The sequence below is a fragment of the Corynebacterium sp. HMSC064H12 genome (genome assembly GCF_001809925.1).
GTDB classification, from domain to species: Bacteria; Actinomycetota; Actinomycetes; order Mycobacteriales; family Mycobacteriaceae; genus Corynebacterium; species Corynebacterium jeikeium_D.
The window spans coordinates 1-19,510 of sequence record NZ_KV799338.1 but is presented as its reverse complement, the minus strand read 5'-3'; the positions used below and the strand labels follow the sequence as shown (position 1 = coordinate 19,510).

General features: G+C 59.1%; 11 protein-coding genes and 1 tRNA gene. 6 read left to right on the top strand and 6 right to left on the bottom strand.

What is annotated here, in order from left to right; genetic code table 11:
• The first annotated feature begins 93 nt into the window (after nucleotides 1-93).
• Together HMPREF2681_RS04805 and HMPREF2681_RS04800 are read left to right on the top strand one after the other, a co-directional pair.
• The gene (locus HMPREF2681_RS04805) at nucleotides 94-9,231 is read left to right on the top strand and encodes a type I polyketide synthase (RefSeq protein WP_246815987.1); all 9,138 of its coding nucleotides are present in this window, start codon (nucleotides 94-96) and stop codon (nucleotides 9,229-9,231) included.
• Nucleotides 9,228-9,632 carry a holo-ACP synthase AcpS gene (locus HMPREF2681_RS04800; protein WP_016422272.1) on the top strand — a complete coding sequence of 135 codons (405 nt, stop codon included), beginning with the start codon at nucleotides 9,228-9,230 and terminating at the stop codon, nucleotides 9,630-9,632. Before HMPREF2681_RS04805 ends, HMPREF2681_RS04800 begins: the two co-directional genes overlap by 4 nt.
• Nucleotides 9,633-9,644: 12 nt before the next feature.
• On the opposite strand, the gene HMPREF2681_RS04795 is transcribed toward HMPREF2681_RS04800, so the two are convergent.
• The 3 genes from HMPREF2681_RS04795 to bcp all read right to left on the bottom strand — a co-directional run bounded on the left by HMPREF2681_RS04795 (nucleotide 9,645) and on the right by bcp (nucleotide 12,816).
• Complete coding sequence (locus HMPREF2681_RS04795) at nucleotides 9,645-11,393, bottom strand: neocarzinostatin apoprotein domain-containing protein (protein WP_083301594.1); 1,749 nt, start codon at nucleotides 11,391-11,393, stop codon at nucleotides 9,645-9,647.
• A gap of 160 nt (nucleotides 11,394-11,553) precedes the next feature.
• Complete coding sequence (locus tag HMPREF2681_RS04790) at nucleotides 11,554-12,213, bottom strand: TetR/AcrR family transcriptional regulator (protein WP_070546256.1); 660 nt, start codon at nucleotides 12,211-12,213, stop codon at nucleotides 11,554-11,556.
• 75 nt (nucleotides 12,214-12,288) lie between these two features.
• Nucleotides 12,289-12,816, bottom strand: coding sequence for a thioredoxin-dependent thiol peroxidase (gene bcp, locus HMPREF2681_RS04785; protein ID WP_070546254.1), 528 nt, complete (start codon nucleotides 12,814-12,816; stop codon nucleotides 12,289-12,291).
• A gap of 150 nt (nucleotides 12,817-12,966) precedes the next feature.
• Here bcp and HMPREF2681_RS04780 point away from each other — a divergent pair, with 150 nt between their 5' ends.
• The gene (locus tag HMPREF2681_RS04780; RefSeq protein ID WP_005511166.1) at nucleotides 12,967-13,248 is read left to right on the top strand and encodes a DUF3618 domain-containing protein; all 282 of its coding nucleotides are present in this window, start codon (nucleotides 12,967-12,969) and stop codon (nucleotides 13,246-13,248) included.
• A gap of 175 nt (nucleotides 13,249-13,423) precedes the next feature.
• Here HMPREF2681_RS04780 and HMPREF2681_RS04775 read toward each other — a convergent pair.
• Nucleotides 13,424-13,496, bottom strand: a tRNA-Lys gene (locus tag HMPREF2681_RS04775).
• Nucleotides 13,497-14,148: 652 nt separating this feature from the next.
• Here HMPREF2681_RS04775 and HMPREF2681_RS04770 point away from each other — a divergent pair.
• Complete coding sequence (locus tag HMPREF2681_RS04770) at nucleotides 14,149-15,318, top strand: L,D-transpeptidase (protein ID WP_016422276.1); 1,170 nt, start codon at nucleotides 14,149-14,151, stop codon at nucleotides 15,316-15,318.
• A 53-nt stretch (nucleotides 15,319-15,371) separates the two neighbouring features.
• On the opposite strand, the gene HMPREF2681_RS04765 is transcribed toward HMPREF2681_RS04770, so the two are convergent.
• Together HMPREF2681_RS04765 and HMPREF2681_RS04760 are read right to left on the bottom strand one after the other, a co-directional pair.
• Nucleotides 15,372-16,055, bottom strand: coding sequence for a LuxR C-terminal-related transcriptional regulator (locus tag HMPREF2681_RS04765; protein WP_080969579.1), 684 nt, complete (start codon nucleotides 16,053-16,055; stop codon nucleotides 15,372-15,374).
• Nucleotides 16,056-16,116: 61 nt separating this feature from the next.
• The gene (locus HMPREF2681_RS04760) at nucleotides 16,117-17,322 is read right to left on the bottom strand and encodes a sensor histidine kinase (protein ID WP_070546252.1); all 1,206 of its coding nucleotides are present in this window, start codon (nucleotides 17,320-17,322) and stop codon (nucleotides 16,117-16,119) included.
• A 149-nt stretch (nucleotides 17,323-17,471) separates the two neighbouring features.
• On the opposite strand from HMPREF2681_RS04760, the gene HMPREF2681_RS04755 reads away from it, so the two are divergent.
• The gene (locus HMPREF2681_RS04755) at nucleotides 17,472-18,488 is read left to right on the top strand and encodes an FtsX-like permease family protein (protein WP_246815988.1); all 1,017 of its coding nucleotides are present in this window, start codon (nucleotides 17,472-17,474) and stop codon (nucleotides 18,486-18,488) included.
• 102 nt (nucleotides 18,489-18,590) lie between these two features.
• Entirely contained in the window at nucleotides 18,591-19,385 is a 795-nt protein-coding gene (locus HMPREF2681_RS04750) for an ABC transporter ATP-binding protein (protein WP_049172923.1), read from the top strand.
• Nucleotides 19,386-19,510 lie beyond the last annotated feature (125 nt).

Below are 19,510 nucleotides of genomic sequence, written 5' to 3'. Positions count from 1 at the left end.
GCGTTGATGGCATCACAAAACCGCACGAGAAAAACATGATGGATTCCTCATGATTTATGGCATAGTGTCCTGGCAAGGATTTGGAAACAAAAGATGTTTTCATTTCGTACTCCACAAGACAAGGACCTCAGCCACGTGAAATACGAAAAACTCGCCACTTTGCAGACCAATGTCGTAACTGCTCCAGACCTGGGTACTTTTGCAGTCACTTTCGCCGGTCAATCGCAACCATGGCTGGACACTCTCTCCAGCGTCATGGCCAGTGGCAACTCAAAGAAACTACGGGAAGTTTTCACTCGCGCTGAGGAACTGCTCGCACCGCTTGACGACGATCTCATCGGCCAGCTTCCCGCAGGTTTCGACCCCTTCGGCTGGGCAATCTCACTCGTTACAGACGAGCCATTTACCGGAGATACAACCAACCCTGCGGTCAGCGTCCCGGGCATCGTCTTGGCACAGTTGGGCATTGTCGAGTTGCTGGAAAAGCAGGGAATTAATATCACCGAAGCGGTAGCGGTAACCGGTCATTCGCAAGGTGTTCTTGCCGCTGAGATTGTCGCTCGCCCAGAGAAGGCAGCAGAGCTTCTGGCGCTAGCTCGCCTCATCGGTGTGGCGTGTGCGCGCGGAAGCCGAGTAGCCGGATTTGGGCGCGCGCCGATGATGAGTATCTCTGGCCTGACGGTCGAGGAGTTGGAGCCTTTCCTCCCCCAGGGCTGTGTCATCGGTCTGAAGAATACGCAGACTACCAGCGTAGTTATCGGCAAGCAGGATGAACTAGACCAGCTGGCAGAGCAGCTCACAACGCAGCAGCCGAAGGGTCGGAAAGTCGAATGTACAGTTCTGCCAGTTAGTGGCGCATTCCATCACCCAGCGCTGGTACCTGCTGTGGCATGGGTAGTGGAGCGAGCTGAGCGCATTGGGCTAGATGCGGAAACGGCGGACCGGCTTGCGCGTGCAATCTTGGTTGACCCCAGTGACTGGAGCGCCGAGGTACGGGGGCTCATCGACCAAGGAGCAACCACCATTTTGGATTTGGGGCCGAACACAGGCGTCGTCAAGCTGACAGAACGTAACGCTGAAGGCTATGGCGTGGCGGTGATTCCTGCGGCGACAGCTGCGGGTAGGGGCGTCCTGTCTGAGAGCGACATTGAGCATCCGACATCGTGGCTGGAGTTTGCGCCGCGTCTGGTCACTGGAGACAAGCCCCGTGTCGAGACGAAGTTCACCAAGTTGACCGGGCGCTCGCCAATTCTGCTCGGCGGTATGACCCCGACAACCGTTGACCCTGAGATCGTGGCGGCTGCTGCGAATGCGGGGTTCTGGGCGGAGCTGGCCGGTGGCGGCCAAGTCACGCCGGAAATCTTCGAGGCTAATGTGGCGCGACTCTCCGATCTGCTCGAGGAGGGGCGCAGTGCACAGTTCAACACCATGTTTTTGGATCCGTACCTGTGGGGTTTGCACATTGGAAGCCGCCGTTTGCTCCCGCGCGCAGTGGCAGCGGGGCGACCGATTGATGGAGTCACCATCTCCGCGGGAATCCCCGAGGTGGACGAGGCAGTTGAGCTAGTAAAGCAGCTGCGTGAGGGCGGGATTCCGCATATCTCCTTCAAACCGGGCACAATCGCACAAATCGAGTCGGTGCTCGAAATTGCAGACACCTTGGCGCAGCAGGGCACACCGTATCCAATCATCATGCAGGTTGAAGGTGGGCGTGCCGGCGGCCACCATTCCTGGGAAGACCTCGATGACCTGCTAATTAACACCTACGCAAAGATCCGCAAGCGAGATGTGGTGCTTGCTGTTGGCGGCGGTATCGGCAAGCCAGAACAGGCCCGTGATTATCTGATGGGCACGTGGTCGACACGGTACGGATTGGCGCCGATGCCGGTCGATGCTGTCATCATCGGCACAGCTGCGATGGCAGCCAAGGAGTCGACCGCCTCTGAGTCCGTGAAACAGATGCTGGTCGACACCGTCGGCACTGACAACTGGATCCCCGCTGGTAGCGCCATGGATGGCATGGCGTCGGGACGCAGCCAGTTGGGCGCTGATATCCACGAAATTGATAACGCCGCAGCACGCGCAGGCAGATTGCTTGACGAAGTCGCAGGTGACCTCACTAAGGTCACCGAACGACGCGCAGAGATCATCGAGGCAATTAACGCCACCGCGAAGCCGTACTTCGGGGATGTCGTCACCATGACGTATGCCGAGGTGCTGAATCGCTATCTCGAATTGTGTGCGCCCGAAGGGACGTTCCTCGATCCAACGTGGTCGACGCGCTTTGTCGCACTCGTCGATCGCGTAGAGGCACGATTGAATGCAGTCGACGCGGGCACGTTTGACGCGCTTGCCGACGGCGACAGCTTGCGCACTCAGCCGCAGAATGAAATCTCGCGACTATCCGGCCTGCTGGATCTGGATACCCAGCTCCACCCAGCAGATGTCACCTTCTTTATCTCTGAGCTCTGCCGCACACCTGGCAAACCTGTGCCATTCGTTCCGGTTATCGATGATGAGGTTCGTCGCTGGTGGCGGTCGGACTCCCTATGGCAGGCGCATGACTCTCGCTACGATGCGGATCAAGTCTGCATCATCCCAGGGCCGCAGGCTGTTTCGGGCATTACCCGCGCGAATGAGCCAGTAGCGGAGATTCTGGGTCGGTTTGAAAAAGCTACTGCACAGGCATTGATGGATATCGGCTACCTGCCGGAGGCACCTGTTGACGCCCTCAGCCGGATGCTCGCAGCACCTGTGATTTGGTGGGCTGGTCGACAGCAGCCGAATCCGGCGCTGGCACTTGGCGCGGAACATGAGTGGGTATGTGTATCTGACGCAAGTGATGTCTCTCGTTCACAACGCCTGGAGCACCCAGGTACTGGTGCCATTTTGGAGACCATTGGAGTTGATGGCAGCAATGATGAGGGCGGGGAGGAGCTCGTCTGGGCACAGCTGACCGTTCCGCTGCCCGATGCTGCGGGGGAGAATACGCAACTGCGAATTCGCCTGTGCCAGAGTGCAGCGGTGGGCGCAGTGCCCGTCGTCAAGCATGAGGATGCGGCAGCCGCGATGCGGGAGCTGACGCGAATCGCGGCTGGCGGTGAGCTTGCAAACATCGTCGATGGGGTCGCGGAGTGGGAATCCGAGTGGGATCCGATGGCGATGGCTGACTACGATGCGGTCACTATTGCAGCTGCCGGCGATGAGTCGCAGGCGACGGTGCCGGACGCGTTGGTCGGGCATGCTTGGCCAGCGATTTTTGCGGCAGTCGCGCAGGCGCGTACTGAGACCGGCATTGATGTTGTTGAGGGCATGCTCGCGCTTGTTCACCTTGAGCATCACATTCGTATGATTGGGGCTCTGCCGCAGGAAACCACAACGTTGCGGATTAGCGCGCGTGTCGATGAGGTCGTTGATACGGACTTAGGGCGACTAGTTGTGGTGCGCGCGGAGGTTCGTGATGGCGATACGCTGCTCGCCACCTTGAGCGAACGGTTTGCCATTCGTGGCCGAAACGGCGGCGAGACAGCACGGACCAATACTGTGCCATTTCCAACGGTCACGGACACGCCACGGAGTTTCCGCGGTGCGTTGACCGTGGAAGCGCCTAAGGCGATGGAGCCATTTAGCTGTGTCACAGGCGATCGCAATCCTATCCACGTCGATTCCCGCGCGGCAGCGCTAGCTGGTCTACCAGGGGTTATTGTCCATGGAATGTGGCTGTCTGCAATGGCCGAGCATGCGGCTGTTGCCACGTCGGATGCCGGCATTGGCAATCGGGTGATTGAGTTCACGGCTACTATGCTGAGTCCGGTTCTACCTGGTCAGGAAGTGAAATTCTCTGTCGAACGCCGTGGTTTTGATGACCGTCCAGGCGCCGGTGAAGTCCGTGAAGTCACGGCCACAGTAGAGGGCGAGCTGGTACTGACTGCCACTGCTGTAATTGCCGCACCGACGACTGCATATGTCTTCCCTGGCCAGGGAATTCAATCACAGGGGATGGGGCTGTCTGCCCGGACTCGCAGCGTAGCGGCCCGCCGCGTGTGGGACCAGGCGGATGCGATGACCCGAGAGAAGCTTGGCTTTTCCGTACTGGCTATTGTTCGGGACAACCCGGTAGAGGTGGTTGTGGATGGTGTGCGCTATTTCCACCCAGAAGGTGTCCTGAATCTGACTCAGTTCACCCAGGTTGCGATGGCGACGTTGGGGCTGGCGCAGGTTGCGGAGCTCCGTGAAGCAGGGCTGCTGGATGAAACAGCTCACTTTGCGGGACACTCTGTCGGTGAGTACAACGCGCTGGCGGCTTTCGCTGGTGCGCTTGACGCAGATGCCGCGTTGGAGGTTGTCTACCGCCGCGGTTTGACCATGCATGAACTGGTCGAACGTGATGAGCAGGGGAGGTCCAACTATGGTTTGTGCGCCCTGCGTCCGGACAAGATCGGCGTACGCGAGGACGAGGTCACTGAGTTTGTTAATCGGTTGTCGCAGGAAACCGGTGAGTTCCTCGAAGTCGTAAATCTCAACCTGGCAGGCAAGCAGTACGCCGTCGCCGGCACCGTCGCGGGTCTTGCGGCACTGGCTGAACAGTGCGAGCGCCGCAGCTCGGACGGCAAGGGATACGTGCGTATCCCAGGTATTGATGTGCCATTCCACTCCAGTGTCCTACGCGACGGTGTGGATTCCTTCCGTAAACACTTGGAGCGGCTGCTGCCAGCGGAAATCACTCCAGAGCGCCTGGTGGGACGCTATATCCCGAATCTCACCGCGACCTCTTTTGAGCTGACTGAGAAGTTCGTCCGCCAGATGGCTGCAGTCGTCGACTCAGACATTTTGGAACACATCCTTGCCGACTTTGATACTGCCGCTGAAAACCCGGCGCGCCTGGCCCGCATGTTGCTGGTCGAGTTACTGGCCTGGCAATTCTGCTCACCGGTGAGGTGGATCGAAACGCAGGATCTGCTGCTTGAGGATCTCGGCGTCAGCCGCATTATTGAAGTTGGTGTAGGTACAGCGCCCACACTGGCAAACCTGGCTGCCCGCACCTGCCAGTTGCCCCGTCACCGAAGCCGTGACATTCGAGTACTCAATCTCGAACGTGATGCTGATGCAGTGTTTATGCGCGACCAAATTCAGCCGGAAAAGACTGAGCTCGAGTCGGAGGTGACACCGGAGCAGGACACGGCGCAGGCTCTATCTGGAGCAGCGGGAGAAACAGGAGCAGCAGGAGCAGCGGAGCCGGCAGTATCTGTCGACCAACTCGCGGCGACCGAACAGGCAACCACGATCACGAGTGCTGCCACTCCGGCTGCCGAAGTTGCTGATATCGCAGTCAGCCCGGCAGAAGCGTTGGAAGTTCTTATTTGCCAATGGACGAAGGTACGTCCCGACCAGCTCGGTGCCGCCGACTCCATTGAGACTCTGGTCGATGGAGTCTCATCTCGACGCAATCAACTGCTGCTCGATCTCGGAGTCGAATTCGACCTCGGTTCAATCGAAGGGGCCGCAGATGCGGAACTGGCTGATCTAAAGGACAAGATTGATAGCTTGGCCAGTGGATATTCCGCATTCGGCCCGATTCTCTCCGAAGCCATTGCCGACAGTATTCGCCGGATTACCGGTCCTGCCGGTGCAGGCGCGAATTACATCGATGACTATGTGGCCGATGAATGGCAGCTCGGCAAGGGGTGGGCAACCGCAGTTAGCGCCGAGATGATGCTCGGTACTCGCGAGGGCGCATCCCTGCGCGGCGGTGATCTTGCGCATCTGGCACCGGCCGCCCCAACCAGTACTGCTGAACTCAACCAGCTGATCGATGAAGCAATCCTCGCGGTCGCCTCGCAGCGAGGTGTATCTGTCGCTAAGCCGTCGGCAAGCGACAGTAGTGCTGGGATGGTCGACTCGGCTGCACTCACTGAGTTTGCAGATAAACTGACTGGTCAACGAGGAATTCTTGCCACCGCTGCACGCACGATTCTGGAGCAACTCGGCCACGAGATTACCGGTGCCATTGACTTCGATGCCGAAGACGCCGACAGCAACCTGGTAAATCTCGTCACTGCTGAACTCGGTGCGGACTGGCCGAAGCTGGTCACCCCGACGTTTACGCCCACCAAGGCAGTGCTTCTCGACGACCGCTGGGCCACCTCCCGCGATGACCTAGCACGCCTCTGGGCAGCCACTGATGAAGACGTGGCTGACACCGCGCCGGGCAGTATCCACGAAACCGCAGTCGAGCAGGCACAGTGGTGGGCTGCCAAGGCAGACGAGGCAGGGCGGGCACAGTTGGCGAGTATCTACCGACAGCTGTCGGATGAGGCCATCACGAATGTGGATGAACTGCCGATGAATGCCGACATCGCTGTTGTTACCGGTGCATCGCCAAATTCGATTGGCTCCGCCGTAACTGCACAGTTGTTGTCTCAGGGCGCAACCGTTGTTGTCACTACCTCACGCCTGGGACATGAGCGCCTGAGCTTCTACAAGCAGCTCTACCGTATGCATGCGCAGGGCGAGGCGAAGCTGTGGGTGGTACCGGCGAACCTGTCCAGCTTCCAGGACCTGGATTCCCTTATCGACTGGATCGGAACCGAGCAGACTACGACGATTGGTGCGGAAGTGGTTGTGACCAAGCCCGCGCTGTCACCGACGCTGCTATTCCCGTTCGCGGCGCCTACGGTCTCAGGTTCGCTTGCCGACGCCGGTCCTGCGTCCGAGACCCAAATGCGTCTGCTTCTGTGGTCGGTGGAACGACTCATCGCAGGGATATCAGCACTTGGCGGGGACAATAATCTGGACCATCGTTTGCATGTGGTGCTGCCGGGTTCACCGAACCGTGGTCGCTTCGGCGGTGATGGTGCCTATGGTGAAGCCAAGGCCGCACTCGATGCAGTGGTGGCGCGCTGGAATGTGGAGGACGCTTGGCGCACCCGCGCCACTCTGGCTCATGCACAGATTGGTTGGGTTCGAGGCACCAACCTGATGGGTGGAAACGATCCGCTGGTTGCTGCAGTGGAAACAAAGGGAGTTCGCACCTTCTCCACCGAAGAAATGGCAGCTGAACTCATTGAGCTCGCGAGCTCGGAGGCTCGGAAGAAGGCACAAACCCGCCCGATTCAGGCCGATCTCACCGGCGGATTGGGTGACGTCGACCTCAACATTGCGCAATTGGCGCAGGAGGCTGCGCAGGCGGCTGGCCCAACAGCTCAAAGCTCCGAGGTCGCTAGCGGGGCGCGTTCGCAGGAGCCGTCGTCAAGCCGTGTTCTGAGCGGTCTGCCAAGCCCACGCCGACCAATTGCGCAGACAACACCGACCTTTGGTGACATCGCAGCGGCTCCGGAGGACATGGTGGTCATTGTGGGCGCCGGTGAGCTTGGGCCGTACGGTTCTTCCCGGACGCGCTTTGAGGCTGAAGTCGATGATATTTCTGCAGCAGGAATTGTGGAATTAGCCTGGTCAATGGGGCTGATTTCCTATGAGGGTGGCTGGCGCGATGCCGACGGGCAACCGTTGGCAGAAAGCGACATTGCTACGCGCTACCGCGATGAAGTACTGGCGCGAGTTGGTGTGCGTCGTTACGCCGATGATGGCGATTTGGTTGACAATACGATGACTGAGCTGACCACGGTCTACCTGGATCGTGCGTTGAGCTTTGCTGTGCGTGACCGCGCGGCAGCGGAGACTTTTGTCAGTTCCAACCCGGACAACACCACTGCGAGCTTCGATGCCGAGACAGGGCAGTGGCTTGTGACACGGGCCGCTGGCACGCCAGTTCAGGTTCCACGCCGAATGGCGATGAGCCGCTATGTTGGCGGTCAAATTCCGCAGGGCTTTGACCCGGCACGCTACGGTATTCCGGCAGACATGATGGACAATCTGGACCGCGTGAGCTTGTGGAACATTGTCTGTACTGTCGATGCCTTCTTGTCATCGGGCTTCAGCCCAGCGCAGCTGCTGGAAGCGGTCAACCCGGCGCGAGTGTCGTCGACACAGGGCACAGGTATTGGTGCGATGGAGTCGCTGCGCAGTCTTTACATCGACGGTCTGCTGGGGCAACCGCGAGCCAATGACGTCCTGCAAGAGGCATTGCCAAATGTTATTGCCGCCCACGTTATGCAGTCGTATGTCGGTGGCTACGGGCAGATGATTCACCCTGTGGCAGCCTGTGCGACGGCAGCGGTGTCGGTGGAGGAGGGCGTCGACAAGATTGCCCTGGGTAAGGCAGATTTTGTTGTCGCGGGTGGCTTTGATGACCTATCCACAGAGGGAATCACAGGTTTCGGCGACATGGCCGCCACAGCTGACTCCGCCACCATGGAAAACAAAGGCATCGAGCATGAGTACTTCTCCAGGCCGAACGATCGTCGACGCGGAGGTTTTGTGGAATCGCAAGGCGGTGGCACGGTGCTGTTGGCTCGCGGAGACATCGCCCGTGACATGGGGCTCCCCGTGCTCGGTGTCGTCGCATACGCCCAGTCCTTCGCCGACGGCGCGCACACATCCATTCCGGCGCCGGGTTTGGGCGCGCTAGCGGCCGCTCAGGGCGGCGAGAAGTCTCGGTTGGCTCGCGCCCTTGCAGCACTCGATGTCACTGCGGATCAGGTCGCGGTGTTGTCCAAGCACGACACCTCGACCAATGCCAACGACCCAAATGAGTCCGAACTGCATGAACGCATTGCAGATGAACTCGGTCGCGAGCGCTCTAACCCGCTGTTGGTGGTCTCTCAGAAATCGCTGACGGGACACGCTAAGGGTGGTGCTGCAGCGTTCCAGATCATTGGTCTGACCCAGGTGTTGCGCAGCGGCATTGTGCCAGGTAATCGATCGCTGGACTGCGTCGATCCCGCATTGGCTGAGCATTCGCGTCTGGTATGGCCAACGAAGGCAGTCAATTTCGGCAATACGTTGCCGCTGAAGGCTGGCTTTGTTACCTCGCTCGGGTTCGGACATGTCTCGGCACTGGTGGCAGTCGTGCATCCGGAAGCTTTCTACCAAGCGATAGTGCAGCACGATGGCGCTGAGGCTGCGGAGCGTTGGCGGTCCGCGGCGTACAACCGCGAAGCGGCTGGTCTGCGTCGCATTGATGAGGCTATTTACGGTGGAGAAGCCCTCTACGAGCGTCCACGCGAGCGAAACCTGGCGGACGGTGGTCGGTTCGGTTCACCCGCTGCATTGGAAAAGGCAGTTCTGCTTTCCGACGGCGCCCGTCTGATCGATGGTGTCCTCCAGCCATGATTGGCGTAGACCTCGTCTATATTCCGGGCTTCGAAGAGCAGCTGAATATGCCAGGAAGTCAGTTCGCGCAGGCTGTTTTCACACCTGCGGAGCTACTGGTAGCTAGGCGCCGCGGAGCAGTCGGCGGCGCGCTGGCGCGTCACTTAGCGGGCCGCTGGGCTGCGAAGGAAGCCTTCATCAAGGCCTGGTCGCAGACCCTCTTCGGCAGCCAACCGCCGATTGCGCGCGATCAGCTGGACTGGCGGGAAATAGAGGTGCAGCCGGATGCCTACGGTCGCGTGAGCATCAGTCTCCACGGTGCTGTGAGCCGCCATTTCCACGATCAGGAGTGGCAGCTGGGGCCGTCGTTAAGCATCTCGCACGACGGCGACTACGCAATCGCCGTCGTACGCCTGGACTAGTCCGGCACCGCGCTAATCGACGGACTTCTGACGGCGACCGACCAGGATGCCGGCACTGAAGATTAGCGCGCCCAGGATTGCGCCGGTTCCGGCGACTGCGGCGGTTTGGAGCGGGGAGTTGGTCGCGGCCTGCTGAGTCTGCACATCAACTTCGTCGAGGCCATTGCCGGAAGCGTTGGACTTTGCGGAAACCTTGCCAGATGCCTTGGAGGAGCCGCTGGCCTTGGACTCTCCGGTCTTGGAGGCACCGGTCTTCACAGCTTCTTCGCGTTCCTTGGCGGAGCCGCCGACGCTGAGGTCCGTGGCCGTGTCCTGGCTGCGGTCGGAGGAACCGTGAGCAGCAAAGGTGTAGAGCGCGCAGTCATTTTCGACGCAGTTGGCGGCCGAGGTGACGGCCTCGACATTGAGCGTTGTAGAGAAGCTGCCGTCGGAGGACATCTGGGAGGTGCGGACAAACTCAGCGGCGGAGAAAGCATCAGCGTTGGTGGTGGAGAACTTGTTCTTCTCAGCCACTGCGACGTAGATGCCGTTGCCGCTGGTCTTGAATCCGGTGCCGGAGACGGTAATTGCGGTGCTGCCCGACGGGTTCAGTTCCGTGGTGGACAGGCTTACCGACGGGGTGCCGGTCGAGGAGCTGCTGCCGTTGGAGCTGCTAGAGCCGCTGGAACCGGTGGTGCTACTCGTTCCACTAGACCCAGTGCTGCCACTGGTGCCGGAGCTTGCGCTGCCTGCGGACTGTGAGGAGCCACCGCCGGAGGGCAGGGTAGCGTCCTGCTTGGCAGCTCCGCCGGCAAACGATACCGCGGTCGCCGTGTCCTGGCTGCGGTCGGAGGAACCGTGAGCAGCAATGGTGTAGACCGAGCAAGCGTTCTGCATGCAGTCTGCCGTGCCGAACTTCGCGCTGACCGGAAGGTCCACGCTGAAGCTGCCGTCGGACTTCAGGTTGCCGCGGGAGGTAGACACAAACTTGGTATCCGGGCCGAAGGAATCGGCGTTGGTCACATCCATCTGGTCATTTTGCGCGATACCGACGTAGATGCCCGGTCCAGAGGTCTTGAATCCCTTGCCTTCGACTCGAATGGTGTCGCCGCTCGGGTTCAAGTCTGAGGTCTTGGACAGGCTCACCGATGCGTTACCCCGTGACTGCGAGCCCGACTGTGACTGGGAGCCCGAACCAGTGCTCTGGCCACCGCTCGGTGCCGCGCTGGTGGAACCCTGTGATTGAGCAGCCTGGGAAGTAGCACCCGCCTTGAAGGTGATGGGGACCCACTGGTCATTGCTGCGGTCAGAAAGATTAGGGAACGCAGTAAAGGAGGCTACGTAGCACTGGGTGGAGGTGCAGTCGACATCGCCAAAGCTGGTCGCGACCTTCATCTCCTGCGTAAAACTTCCGTCAGCGCCGACTGTCACCTTGGCCGCTTCGCCGTAGGTCGAAGGGTAGCCCGACTTTGGCTTCTCGATTGTCTGGGCCAGGTAAATATTTGCGTTAGCGGGGTAGCCGACTCCCTTGATGGTCACGGTGGCGCCGTCGGACAGATCGGTGGCAGGGGTCACAGAGAGCTGGCGCTCAGACTGATCGGTGCTACCGCCGAGAAGGTCGCCGATGCCGGGGAGCGAACCGCCGAGCTGTCCAATCGATGGCAGTGACTGTGCCGATGCGGGGACTGCGGGTAGGAACCCCGTACTCACTACGATTGCCGAAGCTAGAACAATAGAGCGGGGAAGCAGGCTCCGTCGGAAAGCGCCCTGCGTCGTGGACATGTGAACCTCTGATTCTGTTTGGGAGTTCCGGCGCAGGCGCGGCGAAAAACAGGGAACCCCACCGCGCTGACCAGAGTAAAGCTATAACTAAGGCAAGCCTACCCTCCGTGTATTGGTAAGGGCAATAAATGCCCCTGCCGAGGTGGGCGAGGGGCGCTCTCTAGTCTGTTGCCTCTGCGACGCTCATGAGATAAGAGATTGTCATGCGTTTGATTTCCTGCACCGTCAGCTCGTAATGAGCTTCCCGCTCAGCATCGCTTCCTGGATGGTCCACCGCATAATTCAGCAGGGCGTACGTGGCGTTAATCATGAGGTCGGAGATGAAGTTCAGTTCCGCATCGCTTGACGACGGCACCAGCGGGCGCAGCACCTTTGAAATCTCGGTGACCAGGCGTGACTTCGTATCTTCTGCAGTCGCGCGTGTGGCGGGCGTTGATTGAACAGCCAGCCATACGGCTCTTCTAGAAACGTCCTCGCGCCAGAGCTTTGCCAGGTGATCGATGAACTCCGAGAGAAACTCCGGCCATTTCAGGGTCGGGACTCTTTCTCCGAAACGTGAGACTTCCTCGATGACGGCCTCAGTGTCCTGGCGGTCGAGCTCGCAGATCATCACATACTTGTTCGCGAAAAACTGGTAGAGCGTGCCAATGGGGATATCTGCGATGCGAGCGACTTCGTCGAAAGTGAAAGACTCAAACCCGTGCTCGATGAGCACTGTGCGTGCCGAGCTGAGCATGCGTGCGTACCGCTCTCGGCTGCGTTGCTGAGCCGGAGTGCGACGGGGACGAAGAATGGTCGGTGCGTCCTGGGATTGAGTCACTACTACGAAACCGTCTAATCGGGATGATGTGGGAGGAGAGTTTGGGGCCAGGGGCAGAGTAGGCCTTGCGGCTAGTTAGCTTTCGGAAGCCTGTGATTCTACACCCAAGTCACGCAGTACGCGCTGGACGTGCCCCTTGGCGCGAACGTTGTACCAGGCCTTTTCAATTTCTCCTTCGGCATTAACCAGGAAAGTCGAGCGGATGACGCCCTGGACAATCTTGCCGTAGTTTTTCTTCTCGCCGAAAGCGCCGAACGCGGTCATGGTTTCCTTGTCCGGATCGGACAGGAGGGTGAAGTTCAAGCCGTGGTCCTCACGGAACTTTGCGAGTTTCGCCGGCTTGTCCGGAGAAATGCCTACGACAGGAATGCCGGCATTGTTCAGGGCTGCGGATTCATCGCGGAAGTCGCATGCCTCAGTGGTGCAGCCTGGAGTGTTGGCCCGCGGGTAGAAGTAAATCAGCACGGGCTTGCCCGCGTAGTCCGACAGAGAAACCTGCTCTTCGGCGTCGTTGAGAAGAGTAAACGCTGGGGCAGGGTCGCCAGCTTCCAAACGGATGTTGTTCTGGCCGTATTCTTTGTCGCTGGAGGAAGAAGTAGTCATGGCTTAATCGTATCGACTCTGGAGCGGTGCGTGGCGACTCTGAAGCAATGCGTTGAGTTTTTCCCCGTGCTCGCCCACGTTGCTGTAGTGGAAGTGTTAGTCTTTTAGGCGAACAATCACTTTAGATATTCAACTTTTTAGGGAGTTTACGTGGCTCGCAGCATTGAAGATATCCAGCGCGATATTGAGCGTAACCGTAACCAGCTCGCCCGTACTCTGGATGAGCTAACCGTGCGAACGAATCCGAAGAACGTTGCGGATGACGCAAAGACCCGCGTTCTCGATGCTCTGAATGAGCCGAAGGTGCAGGCAGCACTGGGTGTCGTTGCCGCACTTGTTGTTGGCGGCATCGCAATGGGCATTCGTCGCAACCGTAACCGCAGCAAGGAAATCGACCGCATTCGCGAGATGATTGAGACTGCTGCTAAGTAGTTTTTCGGTAGTTAGCGCACGCGCTTCGGGTAGTTACCTGGGGCCGTGCGCTTTTGCGTATCTAACCCTTGTTTGAGTCAGGCGTGGGGTGCGAGCGAGGGCTGCAAGTTGGCACCTGCGCTTGTTGTGCAACAAAAAGACCGGGAGGGTATTTCTACCTTCCCGGTCTGTATTGTGCGCCATCAGGGACTCGAACCCCGAACCCGCTGATTAAGAGTCAGCTGCTCTGCCAGTTGAGCTAATGGCGCTTACTGTTTCCTGCTTGGTGCTCTCTGTGTGAGCTCCTCGCCGGCAACGAGAAGATATATAACCAGGTTTCTGATTGTTTGTAAAATCGGCTGGTCAGGCCCTGTTTTTTGGTCGGTGTTTTTGCATGTTTTTTGAAAGGTTTTGCGCAACCGTTTGAAAAAAGTTCAAAAAAAGTTTGGAAATCCTCAAAGTGGGGTAGGACCTGTATCAATGCCATCGACGTTGGGAGTGTGCATAGATGTCGGAGTTACGTTCGACAGTGTTCAGTAACGTCCGGAAGCGTCCGGTGGCACTTTTGAATAGCGAACTGATTACTTTTCGGTAACGCAGCTTCAAGGGGGCGCTGTTTTCCCAGGTCGGTTGAAGTGCCCCGGTTTTTTGGGGTTGCACAGCAATTTTCCAGAGGGTTAACTGTAGGAACCGTTGGGCTACTTTGCGTGCTGCGCCCTGTGAGGGGTTGATGACTGCGATTGGGCAGTCAATAAGGCTTTTCAGTTAGGGCGAGCGTTTTATCGGTGGCTAGTGCTGCTGCAGGGTAGTCTGACCTTTTTCGAGGGCGCACCAGGGGCTGTAGCAGGACTCCGCTGTGTGTCGCAGTGTGTCCCCGGGACTTACTACTTAATAATTGCACTGTTGGAGTGAAGCACGATCATGCGGCAATCTTTTAAGCGCCTGTCGATGGCGGTGGTGACATTTGCGACCACCATCTCGCTAGCTGCTTGTACCGTCGGCGGAGATAATGCCGAGCAGCAAGAGGCGGAGAAGCCAGACGTTGGTCTTGTCGCCAGTGTGAAGGACGACGCCACCGATGTTTCGGTGGTTGACCCGATTTCGGTTCAGGTGGAAGAGGGACATCGCCTGGACAAGGTTGTTATGACCAACCCTGAGGGCAAAGAGGTCAAGGGCAAGCTCGACTCCAGTGGTACCAAGTGGACCACTGCAGAACCCCTGGGCTACTCAAAGACCTATGAGATTAACGCCACCTCGGGCACAGAAAAGCTGGCTACTTCTTTCACCACCGTCGAGCCGACTTCTCAGGTAAATGGTTATCTGTCCCCGCTGGATGGTTCCACCGTGGGTGTCGGTCAGACTATTGCTGTGAAGTTCAGCGCGAGTATTTCGGACCGCAAGGCTGCTGAGGAAGCAATTAAGGTGACCACCGAGCCTAAGGTGGAAGGCGCTTTCTACTGGCTGAATAACAGTGAGGTGCGCTGGCGTCCAAAGGAGTACTGGAAGCCGGGGACCAAGGTTACCGTGAAGTCCGATATTTACGGCACGGATCTTGGTGACGATATGTACGGTGCGGAGTCCGCCGAAACCAGCTTCACTATCGGTGATGAAGTCATTGCTATCGCTGATGATGCGACGAAGACCATGGTCATTAAGAAGAACGGTGAAGTCGTAAACTCCATGCCTATCTCTATGGGGTCGAATGTTCACCCGACTCCGAATGGCCAGTACATCATCGGTGATCGCAACGAGACCATGGTGATGGACTCCCGTACCTACGGCCTGTCTCTGGAAAACGGTGGCTACGTCACGCCGGTTAACTACGCAACGCAGATGTCCTACTCCGGTATCTACGTCCACGGTGCACCGTGGTCAACGTGGGCACAGGGCAGCGTCAACCAGTCTCACGGTTGCATCAACGTCACTGACGCCAACGCTAAGTGGTTCCTGGACAACACTAAGCGCGGTGACATCGTGATTGTGAAGAATACGATTGGTGAGACGCTCTCCGGTGTTGATGGACTAGGTGACTGGAACATCCCGTGGGAGACCTGGAAGAAGGGCAACGCCGACGAGACCAGCTCCTGGTAGCTCATGTCCTATTAGTGAGGCCATCACTTAAACCATACGGGTTAGTCCGTTTCCTAATCACCCAACATTCCCAGCTCCTGCGCCCGAGCAACAGCCGCGGTGCGGGAGCTGACGTCTAGCTTGGTGAAAATATGTACCAGATGCGATTTCACGGTCGCTTCGGTGAGCACCAGCTGTTCTGCAATTTTTCTATTCGACATACCCCGCGCGACCAACTCGAGCACTTCGAGTTCGCGCGGGGTTAGTGCTGTATTGGGGTTGCGCATCCGACCCATCAAGCGCCCGGCCACTTGTGTGTTCAGCACGGTCTCGCCGCGAACGGCACGACGGATACCATCGATGAGCTCCTCCGGAGCGGCATCCTTCAGCAGATAACCAACTGCGCCTGCGGTGACAGCGCCGAGCACATCGGAGTCCGAAGAATAATTGGTCACCACCAACACTTCTGGAGCCTTTGCGCCGCGCCCGGCCAGTGCGCGGATGGCTGCGGTGGCATCAACTCCGCCTGCGCGGGTAGCAGTGCCAGGGGCCTCACCAAAGCGAAGGTCCATGAGTACCAGATCGATGTGGTCGCAAGAGTCGTCGTCAAGCGATGCGCGCACTTTCTCGACCGCCTCGTCACCGCTGGCCGCCTCGCCAACCACGACGATATCCGGCGCCGATTCAACGACTGCGCGAAGACCAGCGCGGACGATGGGGTGATCGTCGGCGATGAGGACTCCGATGGGCTTGGTCACCTGGCTAACTCCTCGGGTGATGTGAATGGTCGTTTCCTACCTGCATACCAGGCGCGGGACTTTAAGAGGCGAGCTCGTGCGGGATGCTGACGCTGACACCGCAGCCACGCCCCGGTTCCGACTCGATGGTGAAGGTGCCGCCGAGCTTCTCCACGCGTCGGCGCGCGTTGGCGATCCCCACGCTGTCGTCGTTAGTTGGTGCGGTGGGGTCGAAGCCGATGCCGTTGTCGACGCAGTCGAGCAGAATCTCGTCGGGCTGGTAGGTCAGGGTGACACGGCAGCGGGTGGCGTGTGCATGCTTGACGACGTTCGCCAAGCTCGCCTGGGCCACCCTGATGATGGTTGCTTCGACGGTGGCCGGCAGCCGCGTGGGTGTGCCGTCGACGCAGAAGCTGACAGCATCGCCCAGCACCGTGGAGGAGCAGACTTTCTCCAACGCACCGGATAGGTCTGCGCCTTCGAGGGGAGCCGGCTGAAGTGCTGCGATGATGCGCCGGGTCTCGGCGAGATTGTCGGCCGCAACCTTGCGGGCGAGCTGTAGCGAATCCACCGAGGTCTGGTCATGCTGAGTGGGAGCACTTTTCATGCGGGACTCCACCGAATGCAGCAGCAGCTGGATGGAGGAAAGCCCCTGCGCCACGGTGTCATGAATATCGGCTGCGAGGCGTGCGCGTTCGTCCAGCTCACCGGCACGACGGGACAGTGCTTCCGAGTGGGCGCGGGCAGCAGAGAGCTCCTCCAGCGCCTTGGTCTTTTCGATAGTCTCCTTCTGCAGGAGCCGGAATCCCAGCCCCACCGTGAGTACAAACGTCCCACCCAGAATGGGGCCGAGGACACCACCAAATGTCAGCGGAGTATGGATAGCGATGGCGCCAATTGCCGTCGCAGTTGTCGCCGCCACCATGATTACGGCCATAAGGCCGCCGGTTACCTGCAAAATTACGAAAAATAGTGGGAAAACCAGGAACGAGGCGTCCAGCGTTGCAAACGCCAACGCCGCCCAGCACAGCAGCAGAATCACAAGCCAGCCCAACAGCAGGCCACGCGGCTTAGTCAGCGCGACCTCGTTGGCTACGTTGCCATGCCGAGCCCGACCAATCGGCCCGACCGAACCTGCGATGTACACCGCTAGAAAGCACGCCGCATAGGTGATGATTCGCCACTGCGGATCCGGAACCACGCATACCGCCAGCAGCACCAGCACCAAAACATCCAGGGCAAACCGCAGTAATTGCCAGCTGCGGTTCAGGGTCTCAGGAGTATCCACGCTCTCGAGCTTAGGGCAGTTCCGCCTGCCAAAACACCGCTGACGAGCCGGAATTGTCAACATCAACCGAAAGTTGGAGACGAAGTTCAACCTCCATGGCGATTAAATCCGCCTTTGAATCCACGACCATAATGAGTATGTACCAGTCAATGAAAGAACTTCGAGCCGCTCCAGGCCGTGCCGCACTGATCACCATCACCGTCGGGATGATTGCTGTGATGGTCACGTTCCTCTCGGCTTTGGCCGCCGGCCTGTCCGCACAGTCCGTCTCCGCACTTGACGAGGTCTACAGCAAAAACGATGCCGTCGTCGTCTCCGAGGGGGCTACGTCGTTGTCGTCGTCAAGCATCGGCGAGACGGCGCGAAAGAGCGTCCAGACATGGGCGAGCGACAACGGCGCAAATGTCCGCGATGTCTACGTCAGTCGTGCGCGCGTCGATGAAACGCCCGTCACCGTCATCTCCGACTTTTCGCTTAACGACGACCAGGTGGCCGTCACCGACGGCGTCAGTGAAACCGCCATTGCGGAAGGTGACTCGCTGACCCTGTCTGGCGCGATGGGCGAGCACGAGGCCACCGTTGCGCGCGTGGCGGGAGATAAGTGGTTGGACCACCAAGCGGTCATTTATGCCGGGCGCGGCGTGATGGAAGACCTGACGCCGGGGCAGATGGTGCCAGCGGCGATGGTTGTCGACGAGTCCGCGGCGCAGCTGCCGAATGTCTCGGGAGGAACCATTCTGCGCGACGGCGAGCGCAATAACCTGTCGGCTTCCTACCAGGGTGAGCAGACCTCGCTGAACGCGATGACCTCGATGCTGTATGTGATTTCTGCGCTGGTGGTAGGCGCGTTCTTCACCGTGTGGACCGTTCAACGACTGCGTGGTGTGGCCATTTCCTCGGCGCTCGGTGCGTCCCGCTCCGTGCTGGTGGCTGACTCTCTGGCGCAGGTCCTGGCCGTGCTGGCAATCGGAGTCGGTGGCGGTGTTGCGGTGACTGCAGCGGCGGGCTGGGCTCTGCAGAGCGGCGACGTCATGCCAATTGTGGTCGATGCTTCCACGACCGTCGTGCCGGGGCTCATTCTGGCCGTGACCGGCGTAGTTGGTGCGCTGCTGGCACTGGTGCCGGTATTCCGCGTCGATCCGACCACCGCATTGGCGAATGCGTAGTGGCTCGTTAGTACGGCCTAGCACGGCGGCTTCCCACAGAACACTCACATCGCGTTAATCATGCACAACCTTCAACTGAGGAATTGAGGAATTCAGGACAAAATGACTACCTACATCGACAACCAGGCTCCCGTGGCACTCGCTCTGAAGAACATTTCGCTGACCGTCCAAGATGGCGACAACAAACGCACCATTTTGGATGACATCTCGCTGAAGATCCGGGCAGGCGAGGTAGTGGGACTGGTCGGACCATCGGGTTCCGGCAAGTCGACTCTGTTGACCATCGCAGGTTGTTTGAAGAGTGCCGATACCGGACATGTCACGCTGTACTCCAACAAGCAGGACGCGAACGGTGCAGGCGCGGACGAGAGTGCGGAAAGGAAGGCCATTGATCTGAGCGCTCGCGGCGCGGATGCTGCCAAGATTCGTCGCGAACACATCGGCATCGTTTTCCAGCAGCCGAATCTTCTGCCAGCGCTGACGGTCAAGCAGCAGCTCATCGCAATGCGGCGATTGGGCCGTGTTTTCGGGTGGCCCGCGGGTGGCCGTCGTGAAGCGGAGAAGCGCGCAGATGAATTGCTCGAGGCAGTCGGACTGGCTGGGCTGGGAGAACGTCGCGTGAGCCAGCTTTCCGGTGGTCAGCAGGCACGCGTCAATGTTGCGCGCGCACTGATGAATGAGCCGGAAGTGCTGCTAGTCGACGAACCGACCGCGGCTTTGGATCAGAAGAGTGCAGGGGCGGTGACGCGACTGATTATGGATGTGACGCGGAAGATGGGTGTGGCCACCCTGTACATCACCCACGACCTGGGGCAGCTCCACGGTGCCGACCGAATCGTGGAGATGGTTGACGGCAAGCTGCAGTCCGCGGATGCAGGCTTGGTGGCTACTCGGTAGTGACTATGGGGGAGGAGGCGGCATCGAAAAGGCTGGGTCAGATAACCACGCCGCCGGAAAGGCTCACATTTTTGGCCTTTAACCCCAGAAATTACGGGCTGCAAATGTGAAACTGTGTGAGTTTA